This is a genomic window from Haloarcula ordinaria, assembly GCF_029338275.1.
GTDB lineage: Archaea > Halobacteriota > Halobacteria > Halobacteriales > Haloarculaceae > Haloarcula > Haloarcula ordinaria.
The window spans coordinates 2,492,801-2,516,476 of sequence record NZ_CP119789.1; the positions used below are offsets into that span (position 1 = coordinate 2,492,801).

Consider the following 23,676-nt stretch of genomic DNA (forward strand, 5'->3'; position numbering starts at 1 on the left):
ATGCGAGTCGAGCAGCTGGGTGATGGCGAGCCGGATATCGCGATAGTCGGGAGTATCCACGGCGACGAACCGTGTGGTCGCGACGGCATCGAGGCCGTGCTCGCCGACCCCCCGACAGTGAATCGGCCGGTGAAGTTCATCGTGGTCAACGAGGAGGCGCTGGCGGCGAACCGCCGCTACGTCGACGTCGACGTGAACCGAATCTTCCCGGGTGACCCGGACAGCGACGTCCGCGAAGTGCGCCTCGCCGCCGAACTCGCGGCGGAGATACGTGACTGCACGGTGCTCTCCTTGCACTCCACGCAGTCGTACGACGACATGTTCGCGCTCGTCGACGAGGTGACGCCGCTGGCACGGGAGGTCATCCCGAAGCTGTCCGTCGACGCCATCGTCCGGACGAAGGGGAACAACGAGGGACGACTCTTCTCGGTGGCGCCGGAGGCAATCGAGGTCGAGTGTGGCTACCAGGGGTCGGAGGAAGCCGCGGCGAACGCCGAACAGGTAATCCGCGAGTTCCTCGACGCATTGGGCGTGACAGACACGGTCGCGACGATTCGGAACGCGTCGCTGCCCGTCTTCCAGCTGGGCGACCCGATCCCGAAGTCGACCGCCGACCGCTACGAGGTGTTCGTCCGGAACTTCGAACGCGTCGACGCCGGCGAGGAGTTCGCCGCTGTCGACGGCGAGCCGGTCGTCGCCGAAGAGCCGTTCCATCCGGTCTTGCTCTCGCCGGAGGGCTACGAGGACGTGTTCGGCTATCGGGGTGCGAAGGTCGGCGTCCTGGACTGAGTCACTCCTCCGGCGCCTCGAACTCCACCATCGTCAGGTCGCGGTCCAGCATGCAGTAGTCGTGTGGCGGGTCACCGACGATGGTCTCGATGCGGTACTCCGAGTCGAACTCGGCACCGGCCGGTTCACAGTAGGGGTGACTCGGGCACTCGGTGTGGGGACAGGGGCCGGCGAGCGATGCCTTGCTGCCGGCGAACGCGCCCTTCGTCGGGACGTTGGCGCGTATCGGCGCGGCCTCGACCTCGACGGCCCGGACGCCGCCCTCGTGGACCGCGCAGTCGAGCGTCTGGCCGTTCTCGCGGACGTCGGAGATGCGGTACCGGCGACCGGGCGTGAGGTTGAGACACTGCGTGCGGTACGGACAGCCAGCACAACCGCTGGCCTCTCCGTGGTAGACGAACTCCTCGCCCACCTCTGCGAGGCGGGTGCCGACGAGCGTGACAGTTGACATAGCCGTGTCTACTCCGCGGCGGCAGTTAAGGGTCAGGACCGGCCGGTGCGCTCGTCGAGTTCGTCGAGGTACTCCGGACGGGGCACCTGATAGAGCGCCCGGTAGTCGAACTCGCCGGTCGCGAACCGGTTCGCGAGGTCCACGGCCCCCGCGACGGCGCTGTCCCGGTCGTCGTACCGGTCGGCGCTCGCGTCGACGTCGGGTTCCAGGTAGAGCGTCACGAACCAGTCGTCGCCAGTGCGGTCCGCACCGGGCCGGCGGGTCCGCCGGCCCCGGGTGAGGTAGATGGTCGGCAGACACGGCGCTGGGAACGCGTGGCTGTCGAAGACGTCCGGACGGTACGCGAGCACGAGCTTCTCGGCGCTCTCGGTCCACACCGTCCAGTCGTCGGCCAGCGAGTCCAGTCCCATATCGGACCCCTCTGGTCCGGGAAACATGAAGGCCGCGGTCGCATCCGGAAGACGGGTATATAAGTAACGCCGTGATGTCTTGGGAGGTGTTGGCATACCATCGCCGCGCTGTCGGTGTATTTCAACTGCATATCTGTCTGTAAAAAGACGGAACTTAAGGGGGATGGGGAAAAGGCTCATATGCCTGAAGCCCTCAAACAATAAATAGTATCGGAAGCAGTCCCGCACTGTCCCCGCTACCGTCCCGGGCAACCGTCCTACCCCGCTCGGGAGTCAGACATGGCAAGGATTCGTACTACTGCCGACCCACTGCCCCGGGTCGGTCGTCGGCCGCTGGCAAGCACGCGCAGAGCGGTCGATAGACGCCGGGCCAGGACTGCAACCGACACACCTCGCGGGCCCCGCCCGCCTCGTTCCGTGGTCGAACACCACAGCGTGCTGTTTCGAGACCAACCTACGACGATAGCATGAGCAAGAACAAAGAGACACTCGAAGCGCTGAGCAGGGAGTACCGTGATTCGATACCGGCGGACCTCCGGACGACACACACGTTCGACTGGTATCTCGACCAGCTCTACGAGGAGCCGCGGATCGGCCGGAACGCCCACCAGCGCGTCGCGGACATGTTCGACTTCTACGGGACGTCGTACGACGAGGACGCCGGTGTCGTCGAGTACGAACTCGCGAGCGAGGACCCGCTCAACGACGGCGAGAACACGTTCTACGGCCGCGTCATCCACGAGGCCATCCACGAGTTCGTCAACAAGGTCAAGTCCGGCGCCCGCGGCCTCGGGCCCGAGAAACGTATCAAGCTCCTGCTGGGCCCGGTCGGGTCGGGCAAGTCCGACTTCGACCGCCAGCTGCGCCGGTACTTCGAGGACTACACACGCCGCGACGAGGGACGGATGTACACCTTCCGGTGGACGAACCTCGGCGACGTCATCCACGACCAGGACCCGGCCGACGACGTGGTCCGGTCACCCATGAACCAGGACCCCATCGTCCTCCTCCCACAGGAACAACGCGACCGCGTCATCGACGATATCAACGAGGAACTCGACGCTCCCTACACCATCCGCAACGAGCAGGCGCTCGACCCCGCCTCCGAGTTCTACATGGACAACCTGCTGGCTCACTACGACGACGACCTGCAGGCCGTCCTCGAGAACCACGTCGAGATCATCCGGTTCGTCGCCGACGAGAACCAGCGCCAGGGTATCGAGACGTTCGAACCGAAGGACAAGAAGAACCAGGACGAGACGGAGCTGACCGGCGACGTCAACTACTCGAAGATCGCCATCTACGGCGAGTCGGACCCCCGGGCCTTCGACTACTCCGGGGCGTTCTGTAACGCCAACCGCGGCCTGTTCTCCGGCGAGGAGCTGCTGAAGCTCCAGCGGGAGTTCCTCTACGACTTCCTGCACGCCAGCCAGGAACAGACCATCAAGCCGAAGAACAACCCCCGCATCGACATCGACCAGGTCATCGTCGGCCGGACGAACATGCCCGAGTACCGGGACAAGAAGGGCGACGAGAAGATGGAGGCGTTCAACGACCGCACGAAGCGCATCGACTTCCCCTACGTCCTCCAGTACGAGGAGGAGGCCCGCATCTACCGGAAGATGCTCCGCAACGCCGACCTTCCGGACATCAAAGTCGAGCCACACACCCTCGAGATGGCCGGCCTGTTCGGCGTGCTGACCCGCATCGAGGAACCGGACACGAAGTCGATCGACCTCGTGCAGAAGGCCAAGGCCTACAACGGCGAGATCGACGAGGCCGACGACGTCGACGTGAAGAAGCTCCGCGAGGAGGCCGACCAGCGGGCGGACATCGGCGAGGGGATGGACGGCGTCTCTCCGCGGTTCATCGGCGACGAGATCGCCGAAGCCATCATGGACTCGATGCACCGCGACCGGCAGTTCCTCTCGCCGCTGACGACGTTCAACCACCTCGAGGGCAACCTGGAGAACCACGGCTCCATCGACGAGGAGATGTTCGACGAGTACTACCGCTACCTCGAACTCGTCCGCGAGGAGTACAAGGAGCGGGCCATCGAGGACGTCCGCCACGCGCTGGCCTACGACATGGACGAGATCCAGCGCCAGGGCGAGAAGTACATGGACCACGTGATGGCCTACATCGACGACGCCACCGTCGAGGACGAGCTCACGGGCAGGGAGCAGGAACCCGACGAGCAGTTCCTCCGGTCGGTCGAGGAGAAGCTCAACCTCCCCGAGGACCGCAAGGACGACTTCCGACAGGAGGTCTCGAACTGGGTCTCCCGGCGCGCCCGCGAGGGCGACACGTTCAACCCGCAGGACAACGACCGCCTGCGCCGTGCGCTCGAACGCAAGCTCTGGGAGGACAAGAAGCACAACATCAACTTCTCGGCGCTGGTGTCGAGCTCGGAGATGGACGACGACGAGCGCAACAAGTGGATCGACGCGCTCATCGAGCAGGGCTACGGCGAAGAGGGCGCAAAGGAGGTGTTAGAGTTCGCCGGTGCCGAGGTCGCAAAGAGTGAGATGGAAGAGTAATGTCGGGTGAGGAGTTCATCGGACGGGCGGACGAATCGCTGGACCGGACCTACGAGGCCCCGATGAGCCTCGGCGAGTACGTCGACACGGTCCTCGAGGAGCCCGAGATAGCCTCCCACGCGTCGAAGTACCTGCTCGCGGCTATCGAGGACGCCGGGACGCGGACGGTCATCGAGGAGGGCGACGAGAAACAGCGCTACCGCTTCTTCGATGACCCGCACAACGACGGCGAACACGCCATCCTCGGGAACACCGAGGTGCTGAACCGGTTCGTCGACGACCTGCGCTCAATCGCCGCCGGCCGCGGGAAAGACGAGAAGATAATCTGGCTCGAAGGCCCCACGGCGACTGGCAAGTCCGAGCTCAAACGGTGTCTCATCAACGGGCTGCGTGAGTTCTCGAAGACGCCAGCCGGCCGGCGCTACACCGTGGAGTGGAACGTCGCCGGCGCGGGCGAGGACGACCCGGGCCTGACCTACGGCAGCCAGACCGTCGAGGACGAGGACGACTGGTACGAGAGTCCGGTACAGGTCCACCCCCTGACCGTGTTCCCCGAAGACGTGCGACGCGAGATACTCGACCGGGTGAACGAGCGGCTCGACGACCACATCGAAGTCCGCGTCGACGGGCAACTGGACCCCTTCTCGCGGGAGGCCTACGACTACATCGAGGAGCAGTACCGCCGACAGGGCGTCAGGAACCTGTTCTCCTCGGTGACCGACCCGAAGCACCTCCGTGTGAAGAACTTCGTCGTCGACGTCGGTCGCGGAATCGGCATCCTCCACTCGGAGGACGAGGGGACCCCCAAGGAGCGCCTCGTCGGCTCGTGGATGCACGGGATGCTCCGCGAGCTGGACTCCAGGGGCCGGAAGAACCCCCAGGCGTTCAGTTACGACGGCGTCCTCTCGCAGGGCAACGGCCTGCTGACCATCGTCGAGGACGCAGCCCAGCACGCCGACCTGCTCCAGAAACTGCTGAACGTCCCCGACGAGAGCCGGGTCAAACTCGACAAGGGCATCGGAATGGACATCGACACGCAACTCGTCATCATCTCGAACCCCGACCTCGAAGCCCAGCTCAACCAGCACGCCGAGCGCGAGGGGCAGGACCCGCTGAAAGCGCTGAAACGACGGCTCGACAAGCACGAGTTCACCTACCTGACGAACGTCTCGCTGGAGGCCCAGCTGCTCCGGCGGGAGCTGACCAACGAGACGACCGTCTGGGACCCGAGGTCCTGGGAGGATCTCGAAGACCGGATTCAGGAGCCGCTGACGATTACGGTCCGCAGCGACCTGGACACGGTGACAGAGAAGGAGCTGGCGCCTCACGCCGTCGAGGCGGCAGCGCTGTACGCCGTCGTCTCGCGGCTGGATACGGCCCAGCTACCCAACGGCCTCGACCTGGTCGACAAGGCGCTGCTGTTCGACCGGGGGTACCTGATGGAGGGCGACGAGCGGCTGGACATCGAGGACTTCGACCTCCAACCGACGGACGACGACGGGGAGCACGGCATCCCAGTCACCTACGTGCGAGACGTCATCGCAGACCTGCTCCACGAGACGCAGGACCGCCATCACCCCGACTTGCCCGTCGAACACGTCATCATGCCCCGTGACGTGCTGAACGCCGTCGCGGACGGCCTCGACGACGCGCCGGTGTTCTCGGCCGGCGAGGCCGGCGAGTACGAGGAGCGCGTCGTCCAGGTGAAAAACGAGATATTCAGCGAACAGGAACGGGACGTCCTCGACGCACTGATGCGGGACAAGCGGGTCGACGAGGCCACCGTCGAGGAGTACATCGAGCACGTCTACGCCTGGGAGTCCGACGACCAGATTACGAACGACCGCGGCGAGTTCGTCGACCCCGACCCGCTGAAGATGAAGGTGTTCGAGATAGAGCACCTCGGCCGGTTCGACGAGTCGAACTACAGCGGCAACGACCCGGACGAGGCCGTTCGGTCGTTCCGGACGGACAAGATAATCACCGCGCTGAACCGCCACGCGTGGCAGCGCCGCGACGAGGAGTTCCGCGTCAGCGATGTCAACCCGAAGGAGATTCCGGTCATCAAGACCGTCCTCGGCAGCCACGACTGGGACGACGTCCGACGGACCTACGAGGACTTCGACCCACGACAGTGGGACAACCCACCGTCCGGCACGCAGACGGCCCGCCTCAAGCAGAAGGCGACGGAGAACATGGTCGAGATGTACGACTACAGCCCCGCGTCGGCCGAACTGACCAGCCGACACGTCATGAAACAGGTGAGCTACCGATGGGACTGAAAGACGACCTCGAACGGTACCGCGAAGTCGGTGAGGAGCGCCGCCAGGACTTAGCGGAGTTCATCCAGTACGGCGACCTTGGCCAGTCCCGTGGCGACAGCGTCCGAATCCCCATCAAAATCATCGACCTCCCCAGCTTCGAGTACGACCAGCGGGACAAGGGCGGGGTCGGCCAGGGCGAAGGGGCAGAGCCGGGGGACCCGGTCGGCCAGCCACAGCCTCAGCCGGGCGACGGCGACGAGGACGGGGAACCCGGCGAGGAGGGTGGCGAGCACGAATACTACGAGATGGACCCCGAGGAGTTCGCCCAGGAGCTCGACGAGCAGCTCGGCCTCGACCTGGAACCGAAGGGGAAGAAGGTCTTAGAGGAGACGGAGGGCGACTTCACCGACATCACCCGGACCGGTCCGTCCAGCACGCTCGACTTCGAGCGCCTGTTCAAGCAGGGACTGAAGCGCAAACTCGCGATGGACTTCGACGAGGAGTACGTCCGCGAGGCGCTGAAAGTCGAAGGCTGGGGGCCGGCGACGGTGTTCGAGTGGGCTCGCGAGCGACACATGCCCGTCTCGAAGGCCTGGATAGACGACGCCTACGACGAGCTCGACGGCGACGAGAAGTCGACGTGGGCTTCCATCGAGGAGATGGAGGCTAACGTCGAGAAGGTCGATACGCCGACGCGGATCCGCCGGGACGGAATCGAGCAGATTCCGTTCCGCCGTGAGGACGAGCGCTACCGCTACCCCGAAATCGTCGAGGAACGGGAGAAGAACGTGGTCGTCGTCAACATCCGCGACGTCTCCGGGTCGATGCGCCAGAAGAAGCGCGAGCTCGTCGAGCGGACGTTCACACCGCTGGACTGGTATCTCACCGGGAAGTACGACAACGCGGAGTTCGTCTACATCGCCCACGACGCCGACGCCTGGGAGGTCGACCGCGAGGAGTTCTTCGGCATCCGCTCGGGCGGTGGGACGCGCATCTCCAGCGCCTACGAACTCGCCGCGGAGGTGCTCGAATCCGAGTACCCGTGGAGCGAGTGGAACCGCTACGTGTTCGCCGCCGGTGACAGCGAGAACTCCTCGAACGACACCGGAGAACGGGTGATCCCGCTCATGGAGCAGATTCCGGCGAACCTCCACGCCTACGTGGAGACCCAGCCCAGCGGGAACGCCATCAACGCGACGCACGCAGAGGAGGTCGAACGGAACTTCCGCGACACCGACAACGTCGCGGTGGCGTACGTCACGTCGCCGGAGGACGTCATCGACGCCATCTACGAGATTCTCAGCACGGAGGACAAATGAGCACCGACGATAGATTCGCCAAACAACGCATCGCAGCGAACCTCGAGGAACCCGTGGCCGAAGCGGGCAACCTCGCCCGGAAGCTCGGCCTCTCGCCGTACCCGGTGAACTACTGGATCGTCGACTACGACGAGATGAACGAGCTCATCGCCTACGGCGGGTTCCAGAACCGGTACCCGCACTGGCGCTGGGGGATGCAGTACGACCGCCAGCAGAAACAGAGCCAGTTCCTCGGCGGGAAGGCCTTCGAGATCGTCAACAACGACGACCCCGCACACGCCTTCCTCCAGGAGTCGAACACCCTGGCCGACCAGAAGGCCGTCATCACCCACGTCGAGGCCCACGGCGACTTCTTCGCCAACAACGAGTGGTTCGGCCTCTTCGCGGACAACCCCGACGCCGCCGGGATGCTGGCCCGACACGGCGAGACCATCCGGGAGTACATGCAGGACCCGGACATCGCTCGCGGCGACGTCGAGCAGTTCATCGACCACGTCCTCTGTCTGGAGGACAACATCGACCAGCACGAGCCCTACAGCCCCGTCGAGACCGTCGAAGAGCGCCTCGAGGAGATAGAGGGCGTCGACCCCGAAGACCAGCTCGAGAACCTCGACCTCTCGGAGGAGGTGAAGCGACAGGTCTTCGACGAGGAGTGGCTGGAGGCCCAGGCCGACGACGGCGAGAACGTCACGTTCCCGGCCGAACCGGAGAAAGACGTCCTCGGATTCCTGCGCAAGCACGGCAAGCAGTACGACGAGAGCGCCGAACGGGCCGTCGAGATGACCGACTGGCAGAAGGACCTGCTCGAACTGTTGCGCCGCGAAGCGTACTACTTCGCCCCCCAGAAGATGACGAAGGTCATGAACGAGGGCTGGGCGGCGTACTGGGAGTCGCTGATGATGACCGGCGAGCGGTTCGCCGGCGACGACGAGTTCGTCCTCTACGCCGACCACATGGCCCAGGTGCTCGGGTCGCCGGGGCTCAACCCGTACAAGCTCGGCCTCGAACTCTGGGAGTACGTCGAGAACACCGAGAACCGGCGGGAGGTCGTCGAGCGGCTCCTCAGAGTCGACGGAGTGTCCTGGCGGAACTTCACCGACGTCGTCGACTTCGGCGAAGTGCAGTCGCTGCTCGAACCCCCGGCGTGGGTGACCGACGTCGTCGGCCACCTCGACGACATCGACCCCGAGGACCCGCGGGTCGACGCGGACGCGCTGGCTGCCGCCCGCGCGGGCGAATTCGACGTGGAGTCGTATCCCTGGAAGGTACTGACCTACGACGGGATGGCCCAGCGCCACTACTCGCTGCTCAAGCCGCAGTTCCGGGGCTTCCTCTCGCGTATCGGGAAGTCCGAACTGGAACGCCTCTCGCGGTACATGTTCGACGACGCGCGGTACGACTCTATCGAGGCGGCGCTCGAAGACGTCGACTACACCCGCGGCTGGGAGCGGATGCGAGAGATCCGCGAGAGTCACAACGACGTGACCTTCCTGGACGAGTTTCTGACCCAGGAGTTCGTCGACGACAACGACTACTTCACCTACGAGTACACCCACGCGTCCGGCGACTACCGCGTCACCTCGACCGACCACGAGGACGTCAAGAAGAAGCTGATGCTGCAGTTCACCAACTTCGGCAAGCCGACCATCGTGGTCGAGGACGGCAACTACCGCAACCGCAACGAGCTGCTCCTCGCCCACCAGTACAACGGCGTCATGCTGAACACCAGCAAGGCCATCGACGTCCTCAAGCGGGTGTTCGAGCTCTGGGGACGACCGGTGAGCCTGCTGACAATCGTCAAGGAGTTCGACGACCACGACGTGGAAGTGGCCAGGCGGCGTGACCGCGAACCCGAACCCAGGGAGGTCGGCAAGCGCATCGAGTACGACGGCGAGAACGTCGTCGTCAACGACGTGGACTGGGCGGCGGTCGAGCATCTCGCCGCGACGGACATCGACTACAACACCAAACCGGAGGAGTGGCTCTGAGTCGGAGACGGGCGTGACGCTTTCGGCAGTGTGGGTCGAGCTGTTGGTATGGGAAGCGAACGCATCCTGGTCTCGACGGACCGACGACTCTCTGTCGTCGACATCACCGAGAAGGTACAGAACGCCGTCCCGCCGGACCTTCAGGGGACCTGCACCGTGTTCGCCAGGCACACGACAACCGGTATCACCGTCAACGAGGCGGAGTCCCGACTGCTCGACGATTTCGAGACAGCGCTCTCTGACATCGTCGCCGACGAGGGGTGGGAGCACGATTCCCTCGACGGCAACGCCGACTCGCACGTCCGGGCGATGCTCGTCGGCCCGAGCGAGACGATACCCGTGATGGACGGCGACCTCGACCTCGGGACCTGGCAGTCCGTGTTACTGGTCGACTGTGACGGCCCGCGAGAACGCGCTATCGACGTCTGCTGGTGACCGGCGCGGAGACGGGTCAGTCCCGCGTGGCGTAGTCGTCGCCGTATATCTCCCGGAGTTTGGCCTCGAACTCGGTCCGGATGTTGCGCCGCTTCTTCTTCATCGACGGCGTCAGGAGGTCGTTCTCGGCCGTCCACTCCTCCGGCACGAGTGCGAACTGCTTGATGCGCTCGACCTTCTCCAAGGCCTCGTTTTCCGCGTCGATGGCCTCCCCGACCCACGTACGGACGCGGTCGTCGGCACAGCGTGCGTAATCGTCCGCCGGCAGGTCGATGCCCTCGCGGTCCGCCCAGCGCTCGAGGTTCTCGAAGTTCGGAACGACCAGCGCGCCGATGAACTTCTGGTCGTCGCCGACGACCATTATCTGTTCGACCCGGTCGCTTGTCGCGAAGCGTTCCTCGATGGGTTGCGGGGCGACGTTCTTCCCGGTCGAGAGGACGAGCACCTCCTTGATGCGGTCGTGGTAGACGAGGAAGTCGTCGTCGGTGTGCTCGACGATGTCGCCGGTGCGGAACCACTGTTTGCCGTCGATTTCCGTGAAGGCGCGCTCGGTCGCGCCGGGCTGTTTCCAGTACCCACGGGTGACGTTTGGCCCGTCGACGAGCAGTTCGCCAAGCCGACCCTCGACGTCGTCGAACTGCTCGGCGTCGACGACGCTCTCGTCGATGTGGACGTCGACGTCTACGACGGGCGCGCCGAGCGTCCCGGGTCGGACGTCCTCGGGCGGGTTGATGGTGAGGATGGGCGACGTCTCCGTGAGCCCGTACCCCTCGATTATCGTGAGGTCCATGCCCAGGAACGTCTCGCAGAGTCGCTTCGAGAGGGTCCCGCCGCCGCTGACCATGAACTCCAGTTCGCCGCCGAGGTTCTCCTTGACGGTGCTGTAGACCAGTCGGTCGGCGATGGCGTGCTTGAGACCGAGGACGAGCCCTGGGTCCTCGGTCCGAGTACGCTCGCGCGCCACGTCCATGGCCCACTCGAAGATGCGTTCCTTCACCGATGATTCGGCGGCCTGAGTGCGCATCGAGTCGAAGATGCGCTCGTAGACCCGTGGGACGCTCGCGCCCATGTGGGGCTGTATCTGCTGGATATCGTCGGCGAGCGTGTCCGGGTTCTCGACGTACCCGACAGTCGCGCCCGACGCGAACATGAAGAAGTGCCCGGCGAGTCGCTCGAAGACGTGTGCCAGCGGCAGGAACGAGATGGAACGGGTTCCGGGCTCGACGCTCGCGAGGTCCGGATGCTTGTCCGGCCGCGGGCCGAGGCGTTTGCGCGCCTGGTTGACGTTCGAGCGGAAGTTCTCGTGAGTCAGTTCGACGCCCTTCGGTCGTCCCGTCGTCCCCGAAGTGTAGATGAGACTCGCGAGGTCCTCTGGGTCGCGCTGGTCGAGCCAGGACTCGTAGGCTGCCTCGTCGAACGCATCTCTCCCTCGGTCGTGGACGGCGGCGAGCGAGTATACGTCCTCCCGGTCGACGTCGGTGTCGTCCATCACCACGATGAACGACAGTGAGAGGTCGTCTTCGACCTCGAGGACTCGGCGGAGCAGCTCCTCGTTCTCGACCACGACGGCGTCGGCGTCCGGGTCGTCGAGCAGGTACTGGACCTGGTTGGAGGAGGACTCGCTGTACACCGTCGTGACGACGCCACCGGCCGAGAGCACGCCGAAGTCACAGAGCGCCCACTCCATCCGGGTGTTGGCGAACAGCCCGACCCGGTCGTCGGGCTCCATCCCGAGGTCCCGGAACCCAGCGGCGAGGTGCTTGACGATATCGTGCATTCGCTCGTAGGAAATAGTCGCGTACCCGCCCGGTGGGGCCGTCGAGATGACGTCCTCGCCCAGCGTCCGGTCGTAGACGCCGCCCTTGTACATCTGGGCGGGCCGGTCGGCGTTACGCTGTGCGGTCTCGGCGAACAACTCGCCAATCGTGTTGGTTCCGATGACGTCGTCGGTGTACCCTTCTTCGGCGTCGCGCCACGCCGGTCGCGAGTCGTCGCCTGACATAGACACCGATACAAGCTGCCGAGTCAAATATATAAGGGAAGTTAACGGCTACTCCGTTTCGAATCGTTTCCGCAGAACCGCCTCAGTTCGAACGGTGTCCTACCACACCCCGCTTCACAGCCGCATTGGTCCGGTCAGTTCACTCGATGTCGATGTCAGTGCCCTCGTCGGAACTGTTCTCGACGAAGAACTCGACCTCGAGCACGCCGTTGCGGTAACTCGCGTGCACGTCCTCGGGGTCAGGACTGGCCGGGAGCGAAATGCGCTCGTGGACGGTCCGTCGGCGCGACTCGTACTCGTCGCCGACCTCGTGTTCGCCACGGATGACCAGCAGGTCGTCGTGGAGCCGCAGCGAGAGTTCGTCGCGCTCGAACCCGGGGATGTCGGCCAGCACGACGAAGCCCGAGTCGGTCTCGTCGATGCTGATGCCCGCGTCCCAGGCGTCGGCCGCGAGTGCGGGCCGGTCCCAGTCACGCCGCATCTCGTCCCAGTCGCTTCGCACCTCGTCCCAGCCGCCGAACATCTCGCGGCGCATCTGGTCGAAGAGCTGTTCCATGCTGTCGAAGGGGTATCTTCGGGTTCCCATAACACCGTACTGATGGCTGTTTGAAAATATAAAGTAGTAGTCACCTGTGCTAGCAGCAGGCCAGTCCATCGGTGGACGGCGAGGTACGTGTGTGGGCATTGGGCTACAGGTCTGTCGGCGCTCGACATCCGACCGGACCCTTTTTCGCGGGCCGCCGGCAAGCGGAGTGTATGACAGACGGGTGGTTCGTCGGCGTGGACCCCGACGACGTGACGACTGCTGCAGAGCGTGTCCGGAGCGGGCGCGCCGACGGTCCTGAAGCGTGGCCCGCACAGGCAGTCGAAGCCGGGTTCGTCGACGACGAGACAGCCTACTACGACCGGCTCAAGGCTGCGACCACGGCCGCCGCAACGGCGGCCGTCCGCGAGCGGGAGGGTGCTGACGACAAGCAGCTCGTCCACGCGGTCCGCGCGATGGCCGACTGCGAGCAGACCGCGAACGAACTCGCCGAGCGGGTCGCCGAGTGGGCGGGGAGCCGGTACGGTGAGTCCGGGAGTGGCATCGAGTACGCGCGGGCGGTCGCGGCCCGAACGGACGCCGAGGACGCCGACCAGGCACTCCGCTCGCTGGCCAAACAGACCGTCGCAGTCGCCGACGAGGCGGACGCACTCAGAGCGTACATCGAACGGACCGCGCCGGCCGTCGCGCCGAACCTCTCGATGCTCGCTGGTCCGGTGCTGGCGGCACGCCTCGTCTCGCTCGCCGGCGGCCTCGAGGCACTCGCGAAGAAACCCAGCGGGACCGTTCAGCTGCTCGGGGCCGAAGACGCCCTGTTCGCCCACCTCCAGGGCGGCGCGCCGTCACCGAAGCACGGCATCATCTACACCCACGAGTACGTCAGGGGGACACGGCCGGCGGACCGCGGGTCGGCGTCGCGGGCGTTCGCGGGGAAACTCAGCATCGCCGCGCGAATCGACCACTACAGCGGTGACCGACGCCCGGAGCTCGCCGAAGAGCTCGAAGAGCGTATCGAGACCATCCAGTCGCGTGGGGGTGAGGACGCGTGACGCTCCCGACGGGCGTCGAGCGACACGAGTTCGACGGCGAGACCAGCATCGCCACCCAGGGAGACCCCGTCTACGGCGAGCGGACCGACGACCCGTGGCGACGTTGGGACCCACACCGGTCGAAACTCGGGGCGATGCTCGAACTGGGGATGGACACGGGACTCTCGGGCGGGGAGACGGTCCTCTATCTGGGCGCCGCGGCGGGGACGACGGCGAGCCACGTCGCCGACTTCTGCGGGCCGACGTACGCCGTGGAGTTCGCGCCCCGTCCGATGCGCGATCTGCTGACCGCCGCCGAGAGCCGCCAGCGGCTCTTTCCGCTGCTGAAAGACGCCCGGAAGCCGGAAACCTACGCCCACGTCGTCGAACCGGTCGACGTCGTCGTCCAGGACGTCGCGACCCGCGGACAGGGGCGCGTCGCGAACCTCAACGAGCAGTTCCTGTCCGGGGACGGCCGGTTGTTGGCGGCCATCAAGGCGCGAAGCGAAGACGTGACGGCCGACCCCGAAACGGTGTTCGAACGCGTGCGCTCGGACCTCGAGCAGTCGTACGAGGTGCTCGAGACGGCGAGACTCGACCCGTACCACGCCGACCACCTCGGCGTGGTGGCGACGCCGCGAGACGAGTAACCGGCCGGTGACGGAAGGCTTTAGCACGTCGCTTGCGATGCACGACTCGATGGACGAGACGGGGTCCGCCGAGAACTTCACGCGGATGGGGACGCTCGGTATCGAAGAGGAGTTCTACGTGGTCGACGAGTACGGACGGCCGACGTCCGGGACTGACGAACTCGTCTACGAGAGCGACCCGCCGGCCCTCCTCGAGGACCGACTCGACCACGAGCTGTTCAAGTGCATCATCGAGACCCAGACGCCGCTCATCGAGCGACCCGAAGACGCCCGCGAGCAGTTGCTGTCGGTTCGGGAGGCGCTGGTCGACCACGCCCGTCGGCACGGGTTCGGCATCGCCGCGGCCGGCCTGCATCCCGCGGCGAAGTGGCGCGAGCTCGAACACGCCGAGAAACCGCGGTATCGTGCGCAACTCGACCGCATCAAGTACCCACAGCACCGGAACACCACAGCGGGCCTGCACGTCCACGTGGGCGTCGACGACCCGGACAAGGCCGTCTGGATAGCCAACGAACTCCGCTGGCACGTCCCGCTGCTGCTCGCCGTCTCCGCGAACTCGCCGTTCTGGAACGGGTTCGACACCGGCCTCCAGTCGGCCCGGGCGAAGATCTTCGAGGGGCTCCCGAACACCGGGATGCCGACAGCCTTCGAGGACTACGACGCATTCGAGCGCTACGAGCGCCGGATGATACAGACCGGGAGCATCGACGACCGGGGCGAGCTCTGGTTCGACGTGCGGCCGCACTCGGGCCACGGGACCGTGGAGGTCCGCGCGCCCGACGGCCAGCCGGACCCGGAGCGAGTCCTCGCGTTCGTCGAGTACGTCCACGCGCTCGTGACGGACTACGCGGCACGCTACGAGGACGGCGAGTCGGGAACCGAAATCCGTCGCGAGTTCTTAGCCGAGAGCAAGTGGCGCGCGATTCGACACGGCCAGTCCGCGTCGTTGCTCACGCCGGACGGGACGGATACGGCGCCCGTCGGCGACCTGGTCGCCGCGGAGTGTGACCGCCTTGACGTCGACGGCCTCCAGTCGGTGTTCGACCAGGAGAGCGGTGCGGTCAGGCAGCGACGCCTCCGAGCGGACGGCATCGAGCCGGTATGCGAGGCCGTCAGAATCGGCCAGTAGTCCGGTCGCACCGCTTTCGGGAGCCATCGAACGAACAGTGGCCGGGCGTGCGGCGGAAAACGGACAGCGCGTCTGGCTTCGGATGCCACCAGTTACCCCCACTCCGAGTCGTACCCGGGGTGTCGCCGGCCTCCGAATCTTCCGGCCTCCCTCCACCGATATGGTGACCGGATGGCCAGCGGACGAACGAAAGTGATTCGTAGTCGAGTCGTTCGACGCGCTGATGTACCACGTACAGTGAAGTAATACCCGAGGGACAGTTTCACGGACGATAGTGGGGCCCGTAAATCGGCTGCTTTTATATGTGGTGCTTCTTGAGCAAATTCGACCGGGCGTCGCCGACCCGACGCGGCTGTCGGTCGGGCTTGGGAGCCTCACTCGGAGGGGCAGGAGGCAAGCATTTTTATCTCGACACCGCTTCCGTCCTTACAGAGACAACGCATGTCCGACGACGACCCAGACGAGGAACTTCCGGATAGCGGTGATGTACGGGACCGGCTCGAACAGGAGGCCGACCGCGCGGTCGAGCAGTTCGACGAGGGAATCGTCGACCTGCTCTCGTGGGTGCTCGACACCGAGACGCGAGCGCGCATCTACGTCCACCTGCGACAGCACCCCAGGAGCACGAGTGAGGAGGTGGCTGACGGGACCGGCCTCTACCCCAGTACGGTCAGGGAGGCGCTCGCCGAGCTCCACGAGGAGGGGAAGGTGACGCGGACCAAACGCGAGAGCGACGGTGCGGGCAACAACCCCTACGAGTACAGCGCAATCGCGCCAAGCGAGCTCGTAAACACCATCGTCGGCGACGTCCAGACGGAGCTGAACACCGTCTTCAACCTGGACGACCACCTCGGCGGCGGGCCCGACGAACTCGACACCGATAGCGAACCAGTCACCATCTCGGTGCAGGACGCAGCGGACGTCGACGAGGCCGAAGACGAGGACGAGGAGTAGCCGTCGAATCTGTTCTCCAAGCGGTCTCACCGGTCCGACGACGTTCCTCGTGGGAGTCCGTCACAGAGATTGAGGAAGTCGATACCACTAAATCCAACCCCGCCAATGCCCGGAGTATGGAAGTCGCGCTGGGCGGGACCTTCGACCCCATCCACGACGGTCACCGGGCCCTCTTCGAGCGAGCGTTCGAACTCGGGAACGTGACGGTCGGCCTCACCAGCGACGACCTCGCCCCGAAGACACGCCACGACCAGCGTCACATCCGGTCCTTCGAGGAACGCCGCTCGGAGCTCGCCGCGGAACTCGCCACCTTCGCCGACGCCCACGACCGGGAGTGGGAGATCCGCGAACTCGTCGAACCGACCGGCATCGCGACGGAACCGGAGTTCGACGCGCTCGTCGTCTCGCCCGAGACGGAGACGGGCGGGAAGCGAATCAACGAGATCCGTGAGGAGCGGGGCCACCAGTCACTGGATATCGTCGTCGTGGACCACGTCCTGGCCGACGACGGCGACGTCATCTCTTCGACTCGTATCGTCAAGGGCGAAATCGACCAGCACGGCAACGTCACGCCCGAGCGCGAAGGCCGCGAGACGCCCTCGTAACTACCACTCCGGCGCTTCGAGCCCGGCGCTCTCGAGCAGGCCCTTCCAGCGTTGCTGTATCGTCAACCGCGAGACGCCAGTGGCCTCGGCGACCGCCGACTGCGACCGCTCTTCGCTCGCCAGCAAGGCCCCAACGTAGACGCTCGCGGCCATCGTCGCCCGTTTCGAACGGTCCTCGTCGGGAATCGTCGAGAGGAAGAGGTCGACCGCGTGCGACCGGGCCGTCGTCCCCAGCCCGAGACTGTCGGCCGCCCGTTCGATGTCGGACAGCCACTCCGCGTGTTCTACCCGGTCGCTCGCGCGGTACATGAACGACGATTGGACAGCACCCTACGTAAACCTTCGTCGCCAGCAAGCGAAGGGTTCTTGATTCCGTCGCGGAAACTCCGGAGTGCGCGCGGGTTGCCGAGCCAGGAAAAGGCGTAGCGCTTAGGACGCTATCCCGTAGGGGTCCGCCGGTTCAAATCCGGTCCCGCGCATACCGTCTCGAACGGACGTGAGAGACGTGTCTGCGCCAGCGGATTTGAACTCTGGGAGTCGCGCGCAACGAAGTGAGCACGTCTCCCTCCGGTTCAAATCCGGTCCCGCGCATTCTTACTGACCGCGGGCGGAAGTGGGCAGTCTATAAATCGTAACGAGCAGATTTGAACTACGCGAGGCGAACGACGTGCATCTCACCAGCGAGTTCAAATCCGGCCCCCAACAGTCTTACCCGGCACCTCACCGGTGTGTGAACAGAATCACCGAGTCGTCGTGGATACCCGTACAGAGGTCCATCTCGAAGTCCATCTCGAGGGAGGTGAGGTCCTGCTTGCAGACGACCATGTCGTCGAACGGTTGCTCGCAGGCCGGACAGGCGACGGCGGTCGTGTTCTGGTAGGACCTGATTGCCTCGTTGTCCTCACGAGGTGTCAGCGAGGAGACGAGTTCGTCGAAATCGTCCATAGTAGAACGCCGTAAGCATGGAGTATAAAACACACGCCGGAGCGGGTGCTAGTGTTACCTGAGAGATAAATTAGACCTGTAAGTGTACAAAATGTTTTAGTATCTTTCGTCGTGAGATGTACGAAATGTCACAATCAGGGACGCAGAATCCATCAGCTCGAAAGGTCTGCGGTGATTGCGGTCAGCGCATCGAGACATCCGCAGACCTGTGTCCGGCGTGTGGGGCCACCCAGGCCGACGACTCGTCGTCGACAACTCCTGACAGGTATGGGTTCCTGTTCGCTGTCTGGGATGCGATGAAGCGACACAACACGATTCGGACCATCGCGAACCTGGTTTTCATCCCGTTCTCTGCAGGCACGTATTTGGCTATACTTGCAATCGAGGGCTTCATCCACTATCGGCATCTCAACGCCGGAAACGTAGAACCGTACGAGGGCGACGCCGCACAGCGTGTCTGGGTTATCCCGATGAACCCGAGTCAGTATCAGCTGGCGTCGGACGAACCGTCCACTGCTGAATCCAACCCAGAGACCACGGCGGAGACACTCGATAACAACGGAACGACGTCTCCACAGCCATCCACAGAGACCACCCCACAACCGACGACAGCCGGGAGAGAAGTACCGGCCGACTGGCTGGCCGATGCGATCGACTTCGACGATACGCTCACGCTGGTCAACCGGTCAGAATCTTCGGTCCATGGATCGGTCGGGATTCGAACCCGAGAGGAGACGGTTTTCACGGACAAGTTCGCGGTGGCTGCCGGGGAGCGTGAAGAACTGACGGCGATTCCCGTCGCCGAGGTGTTCGAGGTAGGTGTGAATGCCGACGGCGGCGGAGCGCTCGAAGCGTTTTCGTCGGACACCGGATCGCCCCACGATATCCAGGTGGAGTTCACTGGTCAGGACATCTCGATTTCAGAGTACCCGACACGGTGACGTAGTCGTCTAATTGAGACGCATAACGCTGCCGATTCGCGTTTAGACAAATACGGAAGCGATGGTTAGGACCCAGTTATCGGAGGGCTCCAATCAGCTTGTAGATACCGTATAGGACCACGAGTAGCCCGACGAGGTTGAGTGCAGTGAAAATCATTGGAAGGATTTCGAGAAAGCCGATCAACCCTGGAGAGTTGGTCGGACCGGAGGATGCGCGAATCAGCAAGTCCACCCCGAGAGAGACCAGCGCACTCCCGAAGACACCGATACCGATACCGGCCACGATGACCAGCAACGGTTTCAGTACGCCCCCTTCGGACGAGTCCTCCGTCTCGGTGGGAGAAGTCTCGTGAGGGTCGACTGACGACGTGCTGGCAGCGCCACCGGGATTCGTTGCTGCCTGAGTCCCGGTCGGTGGTTGGGATGCCGCTTCAGTTGTGGGGCTGGACTGGGGCGTCGAACGCGCTTGCTGTGAGCGCTGGTTCGATGCTGGTGTTGATTCGACTGTCTCGCCATCTCCGGGCTGAACGGCAATCTCTTCCGGTGTGATCTCGACCACGAGGTCGGTAGACGCGAGGCCGTCCACCTCGAATCGCCTCGCAGTCGTTCGCCGCGGGCCCAGTGCGGCACCGACTTCGATGGTGTTGTCAGCGGAGAGTCCGTCCCACTCCCTCGTCGAGTTGCCGTCGAGCTCGACGTCGTACGTCCCGCCGACCACCTCGTCTTCTCGATACCCGATATGCGCGGTCACTGTCTCGTCGGACGTGTTCCGTGCGACAAGCGTGGTCTCCGCCGTCGGTGCATCCAACCAGTCCACCTGAGAGTTCTCGGACGCGTCTACGGTCTCAGTGCCCGCCGCTACTGATCCGTTGCCCGCGGCGCTTCTGTCGGGACTGGACTGCGCCAGCAGCGCATCGAGTGTCTGTGCGAAGAGTCTGTGCCGCTTCGTACCACTGCCCCGGTTCCGGTCGCCGTGGCCCAGCTGAATCAGCAACGCGTCGCCACCGAACGCCGTTGTCTGGACCAGGATACCGTGCGTCTGGTCGGCCCCGCGGAGGTGGCTCCCGTCCCAGGTCAGGAATTGGACGTCCTGAATCGACGTGAGCGGGACTGCAATCGTCCGGTCTGTGGGGAGGTCGTCGAAACTGAACAGCTGTGGGTCGAAGTGGCCGCCGAACAAGCGCCGAATCGCTGAGTTGGAGTGCTTGTCGATACGGTCGGTGTAGCTGCCGTCGGACGACGTCGCATCCGTCCCGAGGACGAGCCCCTCTTCGGTGAGGCGAAGCCGACCTTCGACACAGTCCTCGATGGCAGGGGAGTCAGATTGCCTGGGTCCGACTCGATAGTAACACGGCGTCTCGTGTGTCGTCACAGGAGACTCACCACCAGCAGGACGAAGAGGATGAACGGTGAGGATGTGGCTACGAGGAACCACCAGTTTGTCGACCCATCGAGTGTCTCACTGTGCTCCCGGAGGTAGCCGACGTTCTGGATATTCGCCGACCAGTAGGCGCCGATGAAGTCGCCCAAAAGCGGGATAATACTGATGACCCCCTCGACCAGCAGCACGATGTACATCCAGACGAGCGTCTTCGTCGGCGCACCCAGTCGGAAGCCGTGGTAGACGATAGATGCAGCGATCAGCATCATCACCCCGTCGCCCGCGCCCGGGAGGGCGCCGACGATGGAAGAAACACCGATCTGGATGTTCGTTCCCGGAATCGTGAACTCCGCATCGAGCCACACGGCCCGATTCTCCAACTCGTCCAGTCGCTCCCCGATCGAGAGCGCCTGGTCCAGCTCGGATTCAAGCGACGAGACCGTCTCTGTACCACTTTGTGTCGCTTTTGCCTGGGACATATGCTATTTGCTTAGGCTACGCACATAAATTCCTAGACTATCTGCAATACTTCAAGTGCTAGAAAGTATTACTGAATGTCACGTTAGTGTGGCTGCCATCCGTTCTGAAACGACGTGTTTCTCGGGACCCGCACTCTGTACCGAGACGCCCGGATAGTCGGATCAGAACGGCGGTACCACCGTCAAATGATTCGCTGGTTCAGAGAGATGTAGGAGAAACGTTTGTCCCTTGTACCGGTGCAATGAGCTGTCTACTTCGAAGGGTATCGGAGAGCTGTCCAGGGTAGAGTAGGTCTGCTGTCCCCTTGATTGCTACAATGCGAACGGAATTTCCGGATATACAGCAGTGTCCTGAACACCGCTGGTCGGACGGCACCGATGTGTTCAAGTTCGTTTGCAGTAACTCACTCTGATATGCACAGTGGCTCCGACGGTATCAGATTCGTCCTCGTCGCCGGCACGACGGAGACGGCCCAGCGAGAGGGAATCAGCGCCGCGGGTGCCGACCCGGACCTGATGGCGACGACGCCCGCGGCGGACGCGGAGCTGGTCACCTACGGTCGACCGGTCAGGACCGAGACGGTCCCGGTCAGCCCCAGTGGGTGTCCGACGCCAGCATTAGTCACACGGGCAGTCCGGGAGGTGCTCGGGTTCGACCTCGCCGTGGTCGACGGCGGCCTGGCCGAGCGGACCGGCGCGCCGACGATTACGGTCGGTGCGCGACCGGGGAAGGATATCGGGGAGCAAGACCCGGTGCCGACCGCGTACGGGGCGTTCGAGGCGGCCCGGCAGTTCGGGCACCGGCTGCCGGCCGACGAGCTCTGGCTCGCGGAGTCGGTCCCCGGTGGGACGACCACCGCCCTCGGGGTGCTGCGGGCGCTGGGGGAGACGTCGATGGTGTCGTCGTCGCTGCCCGAGAACCCCATCGAACAGAAAGAACGCGCCGTCAGCCAGGGGCTCGCCGCGAGTTCGATGGCGCCCGGCGACGCCGCCGGCGAACCGAAACGGGCGCTGCGGCGGATGGGCGATCCCGTGCTCGCGACGCTCGCTGGACTCACGGCAGGAGCCGTCGAGACCGACACCGCGGTGACGCTCGCGGGCGGGAGCCAGCAACTGGCCGTCGCGGCGCTGGTCCGCCACGGGGGGTACGAGGGGCGGCTCGGTCTAGCGACGACGAGCTACGTCGCCGATGACCAGACGGCCGCACTCCGGTCGGATGCAGACGCGCTGTCGCTGGACCTGACCGTCACCGACCCCGGATTCGAGGGGGCCGACCACGTGGCGATGGACCGATTCGTGGCCGGCGAGGCCAAGGAGGGCGTCGGGATGGGCGGGGCACTGGCACTGGCCGACCGGGCCGGGGTTCCGATGGCCGACGTTCGGGACCGGTTCGCCACGGTGTACGACGACCTGGTCGAGACGCCTGTCGCTGACGAGGAGCATCGATGAGGGGGAGCGCGTCGTGAAGGGCGTCGTCCTGGCCGGGACCGCTTCGAGCGTCGGCAAGACTGTCGCGACGCTCGCGACGCTCACGGCGCTGGACGAGGCTGGCTACGACCCACAGCCGGCGAAAGCCGGTCCGGACTTCATCGACCCGAGCCACCACGCAGCGGTCGCCGGGAAGCCCTCTCGCTCGCTGGACCCGTGGCTCTCCGGCGAGGACGGGACGCGCCGGACATACTGGCGCGGCGAGGGCGACGTCTGCGTCGTCGAGGGGATGATGGGCCTGTACGACGGGTCGGTGTGCTCGACGGCACGCGTCGCCGACGTGCTGGACCTGCCGGTCGTTCTCGTCGTCGACGCCAGCGCCGGGATGCAGAGCGTCGGCGCCACGGCACTCGGGTTCCGGGAGTACGCCGCCCGGGTCGGACGCGACATCGACGTCGCTGGCGTCGTCGCACAGCGAGCCCACGGCGGCCGGCACGAGACGGGTATCGAGGACGCCATCCCCGAGGAGATGGCCTATCTCGGCCGGGTCCCACCGATGCCGGCCCTGGAGATTCCAGACAGACACCTCGGCCTGGAGATGGGCACCGAGCACCCGCTCGACCCCGATGCATTGTCTGACGCCGCCGCACACCTCGACGTCGACGGGCTCGTCTCGCTCGCCCGGAAACCGGACCGTCCAGCACCGCTGGAGACCGGGGAGACAGGGCGGACCGTGGCCGTCGCGAGGGACGCTGCCTTCTGTTTCGTCTATCCGAGCACCGTCGAGCGACTGCGGGAGCGGGGCACCGTCGAGACGTTCTCGCCGTTGGCCGGCGACCCGGTCCCGGAGAGTGACGCGGTGTATCTCCCGGGCGGCTACCCGGAACTGCACGCTGCAGCGCTCGAAGCCTCGGAGACGCTGCCAGACATCGCGGCGCGTGCAGCTGACGGCTGCCCCATCTACGGGGAGTGCGGCGGGCTGATGGCGCTGTCCGAGTCGCTCACTACGAGCGACGGCGACCGGTACGAGATGGCCGGCGTGCTCCCCGCCGACGTCGAGATGCACGACCGGTACCAGGCACTGGACCACGTCGAACTGACCGCCACGCGGGACTCGCCGGTCGCGGCGTGCGGAGCGACACGCAGGGGCCACGAGTTCCACTACTCCTCGGCCTCGGTCGCGTCGGACGCGACGTTCGCCTTCGACGTTGTCCGTGGCGACGGTATCGATGGCACCCACGACGGCCTGTTCGAGTACCGAACGCTCGGGACCTACTGCCACGCCCACGGGGCGAGCGGCGCCGTCGATTCGTTACTGTCAGGTTCGGAATAACAACGCACGGCTGACGGCGCGTCTGCCAGACGGCAGACTACCCGCAACCTTTTTTCCTCTT

The 23,676-nt window shown here is 65.0% G+C and carries 22 protein-coding genes and 1 tRNA gene; 15 read left to right on the plus strand and 8 right to left on the minus strand.

Translation table 11 applies throughout. From position 1 onward, the window contains the following. A complete protein-coding gene (locus P1L41_RS13115; protein ID WP_276296176.1) occupies nucleotides 1–789 on the plus strand; it encodes a M14 family metallopeptidase in 789 nt (262 codons plus the stop codon). 1 nt (nucleotide 790) lies between these two features. On the opposite strand, the gene P1L41_RS13120 is transcribed toward P1L41_RS13115, so the two are convergent. Both P1L41_RS13120 and P1L41_RS13125 read right to left on the minus strand, forming a co-directional pair. After that, complete coding sequence (locus P1L41_RS13120; protein WP_276296177.1) at nucleotides 791–1,240, minus strand: UPF0179 family protein; 450 nt, start codon at nucleotides 1,238–1,240, stop codon at nucleotides 791–793. Between the two features lie 32 nt (nucleotides 1,241–1,272). Further along, nucleotides 1,273–1,650 (minus strand): DUF5820 family protein, encoded by a 378-nt coding sequence (locus P1L41_RS13125; RefSeq protein WP_276296178.1) that lies wholly within the window; start codon nucleotides 1,648–1,650, stop codon nucleotides 1,273–1,275. A gap of 467 nt (nucleotides 1,651–2,117) precedes the next feature. Here P1L41_RS13125 and P1L41_RS13130 point away from each other — a divergent pair, with 467 nt between their 5' ends. The 5 genes from P1L41_RS13130 to P1L41_RS13150 are packed head-to-tail and all read left to right on the plus strand — an operon-like array spanning nucleotide 2,118 to nucleotide 10,196. Continuing rightward, complete coding sequence (locus P1L41_RS13130) at nucleotides 2,118–4,190, plus strand: PrkA family serine protein kinase (protein ID WP_276296179.1); 2,073 nt, start codon at nucleotides 2,118–2,120, stop codon at nucleotides 4,188–4,190. Further along, nucleotides 4,190–6,472 carry a PrkA family serine protein kinase gene (locus tag P1L41_RS13135; RefSeq protein WP_276296180.1) on the plus strand — a complete coding sequence of 761 codons (2,283 nt, stop codon included), beginning with the start codon at nucleotides 4,190–4,192 and terminating at the stop codon, nucleotides 6,470–6,472. The genes P1L41_RS13130 and P1L41_RS13135 overlap by 1 nt, the downstream gene beginning before the upstream one ends. Then, nucleotides 6,463–7,773: a YeaH/YhbH family protein gene (locus P1L41_RS13140; RefSeq protein WP_276296181.1), complete on the plus strand. Its 1,311-nt coding sequence runs from the start codon at nucleotides 6,463–6,465 to the stop codon at nucleotides 7,771–7,773. Before P1L41_RS13135 ends, P1L41_RS13140 begins: the two co-directional genes overlap by 10 nt. Continuing rightward, on the plus strand, nucleotides 7,770–9,761 hold the full coding sequence (locus P1L41_RS13145) for a SpoVR family protein (RefSeq protein ID WP_276296182.1): 1,992 nt from the start codon (nucleotides 7,770–7,772) through the stop codon (nucleotides 9,759–9,761). Before P1L41_RS13140 ends, P1L41_RS13145 begins: the two co-directional genes overlap by 4 nt. A gap of 48 nt (nucleotides 9,762–9,809) precedes the next feature. Further along, a complete protein-coding gene (locus P1L41_RS13150; protein ID WP_276296183.1) occupies nucleotides 9,810–10,196 on the plus strand; it encodes a secondary thiamine-phosphate synthase enzyme YjbQ in 387 nt (128 codons plus the stop codon). A 16-nt stretch (nucleotides 10,197–10,212) separates the two neighbouring features. Here P1L41_RS13150 and P1L41_RS13155 read toward each other — a convergent pair whose 3' ends face one another. Beyond that, nucleotides 10,213–12,198 (minus strand): AMP-dependent synthetase/ligase, encoded by a 1,986-nt coding sequence (locus P1L41_RS13155; RefSeq protein WP_276296184.1) that lies wholly within the window; start codon nucleotides 12,196–12,198, stop codon nucleotides 10,213–10,215. A 139-nt stretch (nucleotides 12,199–12,337) separates the two neighbouring features. Then, nucleotides 12,338–12,784 (minus strand): Hsp20/alpha crystallin family protein, encoded by a 447-nt coding sequence (locus P1L41_RS13160; RefSeq protein ID WP_276296185.1) that lies wholly within the window; start codon nucleotides 12,782–12,784, stop codon nucleotides 12,338–12,340. A gap of 170 nt (nucleotides 12,785–12,954) precedes the next feature. Here P1L41_RS13160 and P1L41_RS13165 point away from each other — a divergent pair, with 170 nt between their 5' ends. The 5 genes from P1L41_RS13165 (at nucleotide 12,955) to P1L41_RS13185 (ending at nucleotide 17,108) form a co-directional block, all read left to right on the plus strand. Then, nucleotides 12,955–13,791, plus strand: coding sequence for an NOP5/NOP56 family protein (locus P1L41_RS13165; RefSeq protein WP_276296186.1), 837 nt, complete (start codon nucleotides 12,955–12,957; stop codon nucleotides 13,789–13,791). After that, nucleotides 13,788–14,420, plus strand: coding sequence for a fibrillarin-like rRNA/tRNA 2'-O-methyltransferase (locus P1L41_RS13170; RefSeq protein ID WP_276296187.1), 633 nt, complete (start codon nucleotides 13,788–13,790; stop codon nucleotides 14,418–14,420). The genes P1L41_RS13165 and P1L41_RS13170 overlap by 4 nt, the downstream gene beginning before the upstream one ends. Nucleotides 14,421–14,469: 49 nt before the next feature. After that, nucleotides 14,470–15,549: a glutamate--cysteine ligase gene (locus P1L41_RS13175; protein WP_276296188.1), complete on the plus strand. Its 1,080-nt coding sequence runs from the start codon at nucleotides 14,470–14,472 to the stop codon at nucleotides 15,547–15,549. Nucleotides 15,550–15,990: 441 nt separating this feature from the next. Further along, nucleotides 15,991–16,503 (plus strand): winged helix-turn-helix domain-containing protein, encoded by a 513-nt coding sequence (locus tag P1L41_RS13180; RefSeq protein ID WP_276296189.1) that lies wholly within the window; start codon nucleotides 15,991–15,993, stop codon nucleotides 16,501–16,503. Between the two features lie 116 nt (nucleotides 16,504–16,619). Beyond that, nucleotides 16,620–17,108 carry a phosphopantetheine adenylyltransferase gene (locus tag P1L41_RS13185; protein ID WP_276296190.1) on the plus strand — a complete coding sequence of 163 codons (489 nt, stop codon included), beginning with the start codon at nucleotides 16,620–16,622 and terminating at the stop codon, nucleotides 17,106–17,108. On the opposite strand, the gene P1L41_RS13190 is transcribed toward P1L41_RS13185, so the two are convergent. Further along, nucleotides 17,109–17,417 (minus strand): transcription initiation factor IIB family protein, encoded by a 309-nt coding sequence (locus tag P1L41_RS13190; RefSeq protein WP_276296191.1) that lies wholly within the window; start codon nucleotides 17,415–17,417, stop codon nucleotides 17,109–17,111. A gap of 86 nt (nucleotides 17,418–17,503) precedes the next feature. On the opposite strand from P1L41_RS13190, the gene P1L41_RS13195 reads away from it, so the two are divergent. Continuing rightward, nucleotides 17,504–17,587: transfer RNA gene (locus tag P1L41_RS13195), tRNA-Leu, on the plus strand. 241 nt (nucleotides 17,588–17,828) lie between these two features. Here the strand turns inward: P1L41_RS13195 and P1L41_RS13200 are convergent. Beyond that, the gene (locus tag P1L41_RS13200; protein WP_276296192.1) at nucleotides 17,829–18,053 is read right to left on the minus strand and encodes a DUF7385 family protein; all 225 of its coding nucleotides are present in this window, start codon (nucleotides 18,051–18,053) and stop codon (nucleotides 17,829–17,831) included. Between the two features lie 125 nt (nucleotides 18,054–18,178). Between P1L41_RS13200 and P1L41_RS13205 the strand changes: the two genes are divergently transcribed. Beyond that, on the plus strand, nucleotides 18,179–18,994 hold the full coding sequence (locus tag P1L41_RS13205) for a hypothetical protein (protein ID WP_276296193.1): 816 nt from the start codon (nucleotides 18,179–18,181) through the stop codon (nucleotides 18,992–18,994). 76 nt (nucleotides 18,995–19,070) lie between these two features. Here P1L41_RS13205 and P1L41_RS13210 read toward each other — a convergent pair whose 3' ends face one another. Both P1L41_RS13210 and P1L41_RS13215 read right to left on the minus strand, forming a co-directional pair. After that, nucleotides 19,071–20,366, minus strand: coding sequence for a hypothetical protein (locus P1L41_RS13210; protein WP_276296194.1), 1,296 nt, complete (start codon nucleotides 20,364–20,366; stop codon nucleotides 19,071–19,073). After that, nucleotides 20,363–20,854, minus strand: coding sequence for a DUF4112 domain-containing protein (locus P1L41_RS13215; protein ID WP_276296195.1), 492 nt, complete (start codon nucleotides 20,852–20,854; stop codon nucleotides 20,363–20,365). The genes P1L41_RS13210 and P1L41_RS13215 overlap by 4 nt, the downstream gene beginning before the upstream one ends. 414 nt (nucleotides 20,855–21,268) lie before the next feature. Here P1L41_RS13215 and P1L41_RS13220 point away from each other — a divergent pair, with 414 nt between their 5' ends. Further along, nucleotides 21,269–22,303, plus strand: a complete 1,035-nt coding sequence (locus tag P1L41_RS13220; protein WP_276296196.1) for a nicotinate-nucleotide--dimethylbenzimidazole phosphoribosyltransferase — start codon at nucleotides 21,269–21,271, stop codon at nucleotides 22,301–22,303. Nucleotides 22,304–22,316: 13 nt separating this feature from the next. Beyond that, nucleotides 22,317–23,615, plus strand: a complete 1,299-nt coding sequence (locus tag P1L41_RS13225) for a cobyrinic acid a,c-diamide synthase (protein WP_276296197.1) — start codon at nucleotides 22,317–22,319, stop codon at nucleotides 23,613–23,615. Nucleotides 23,616–23,676 lie beyond the last annotated feature (61 nt).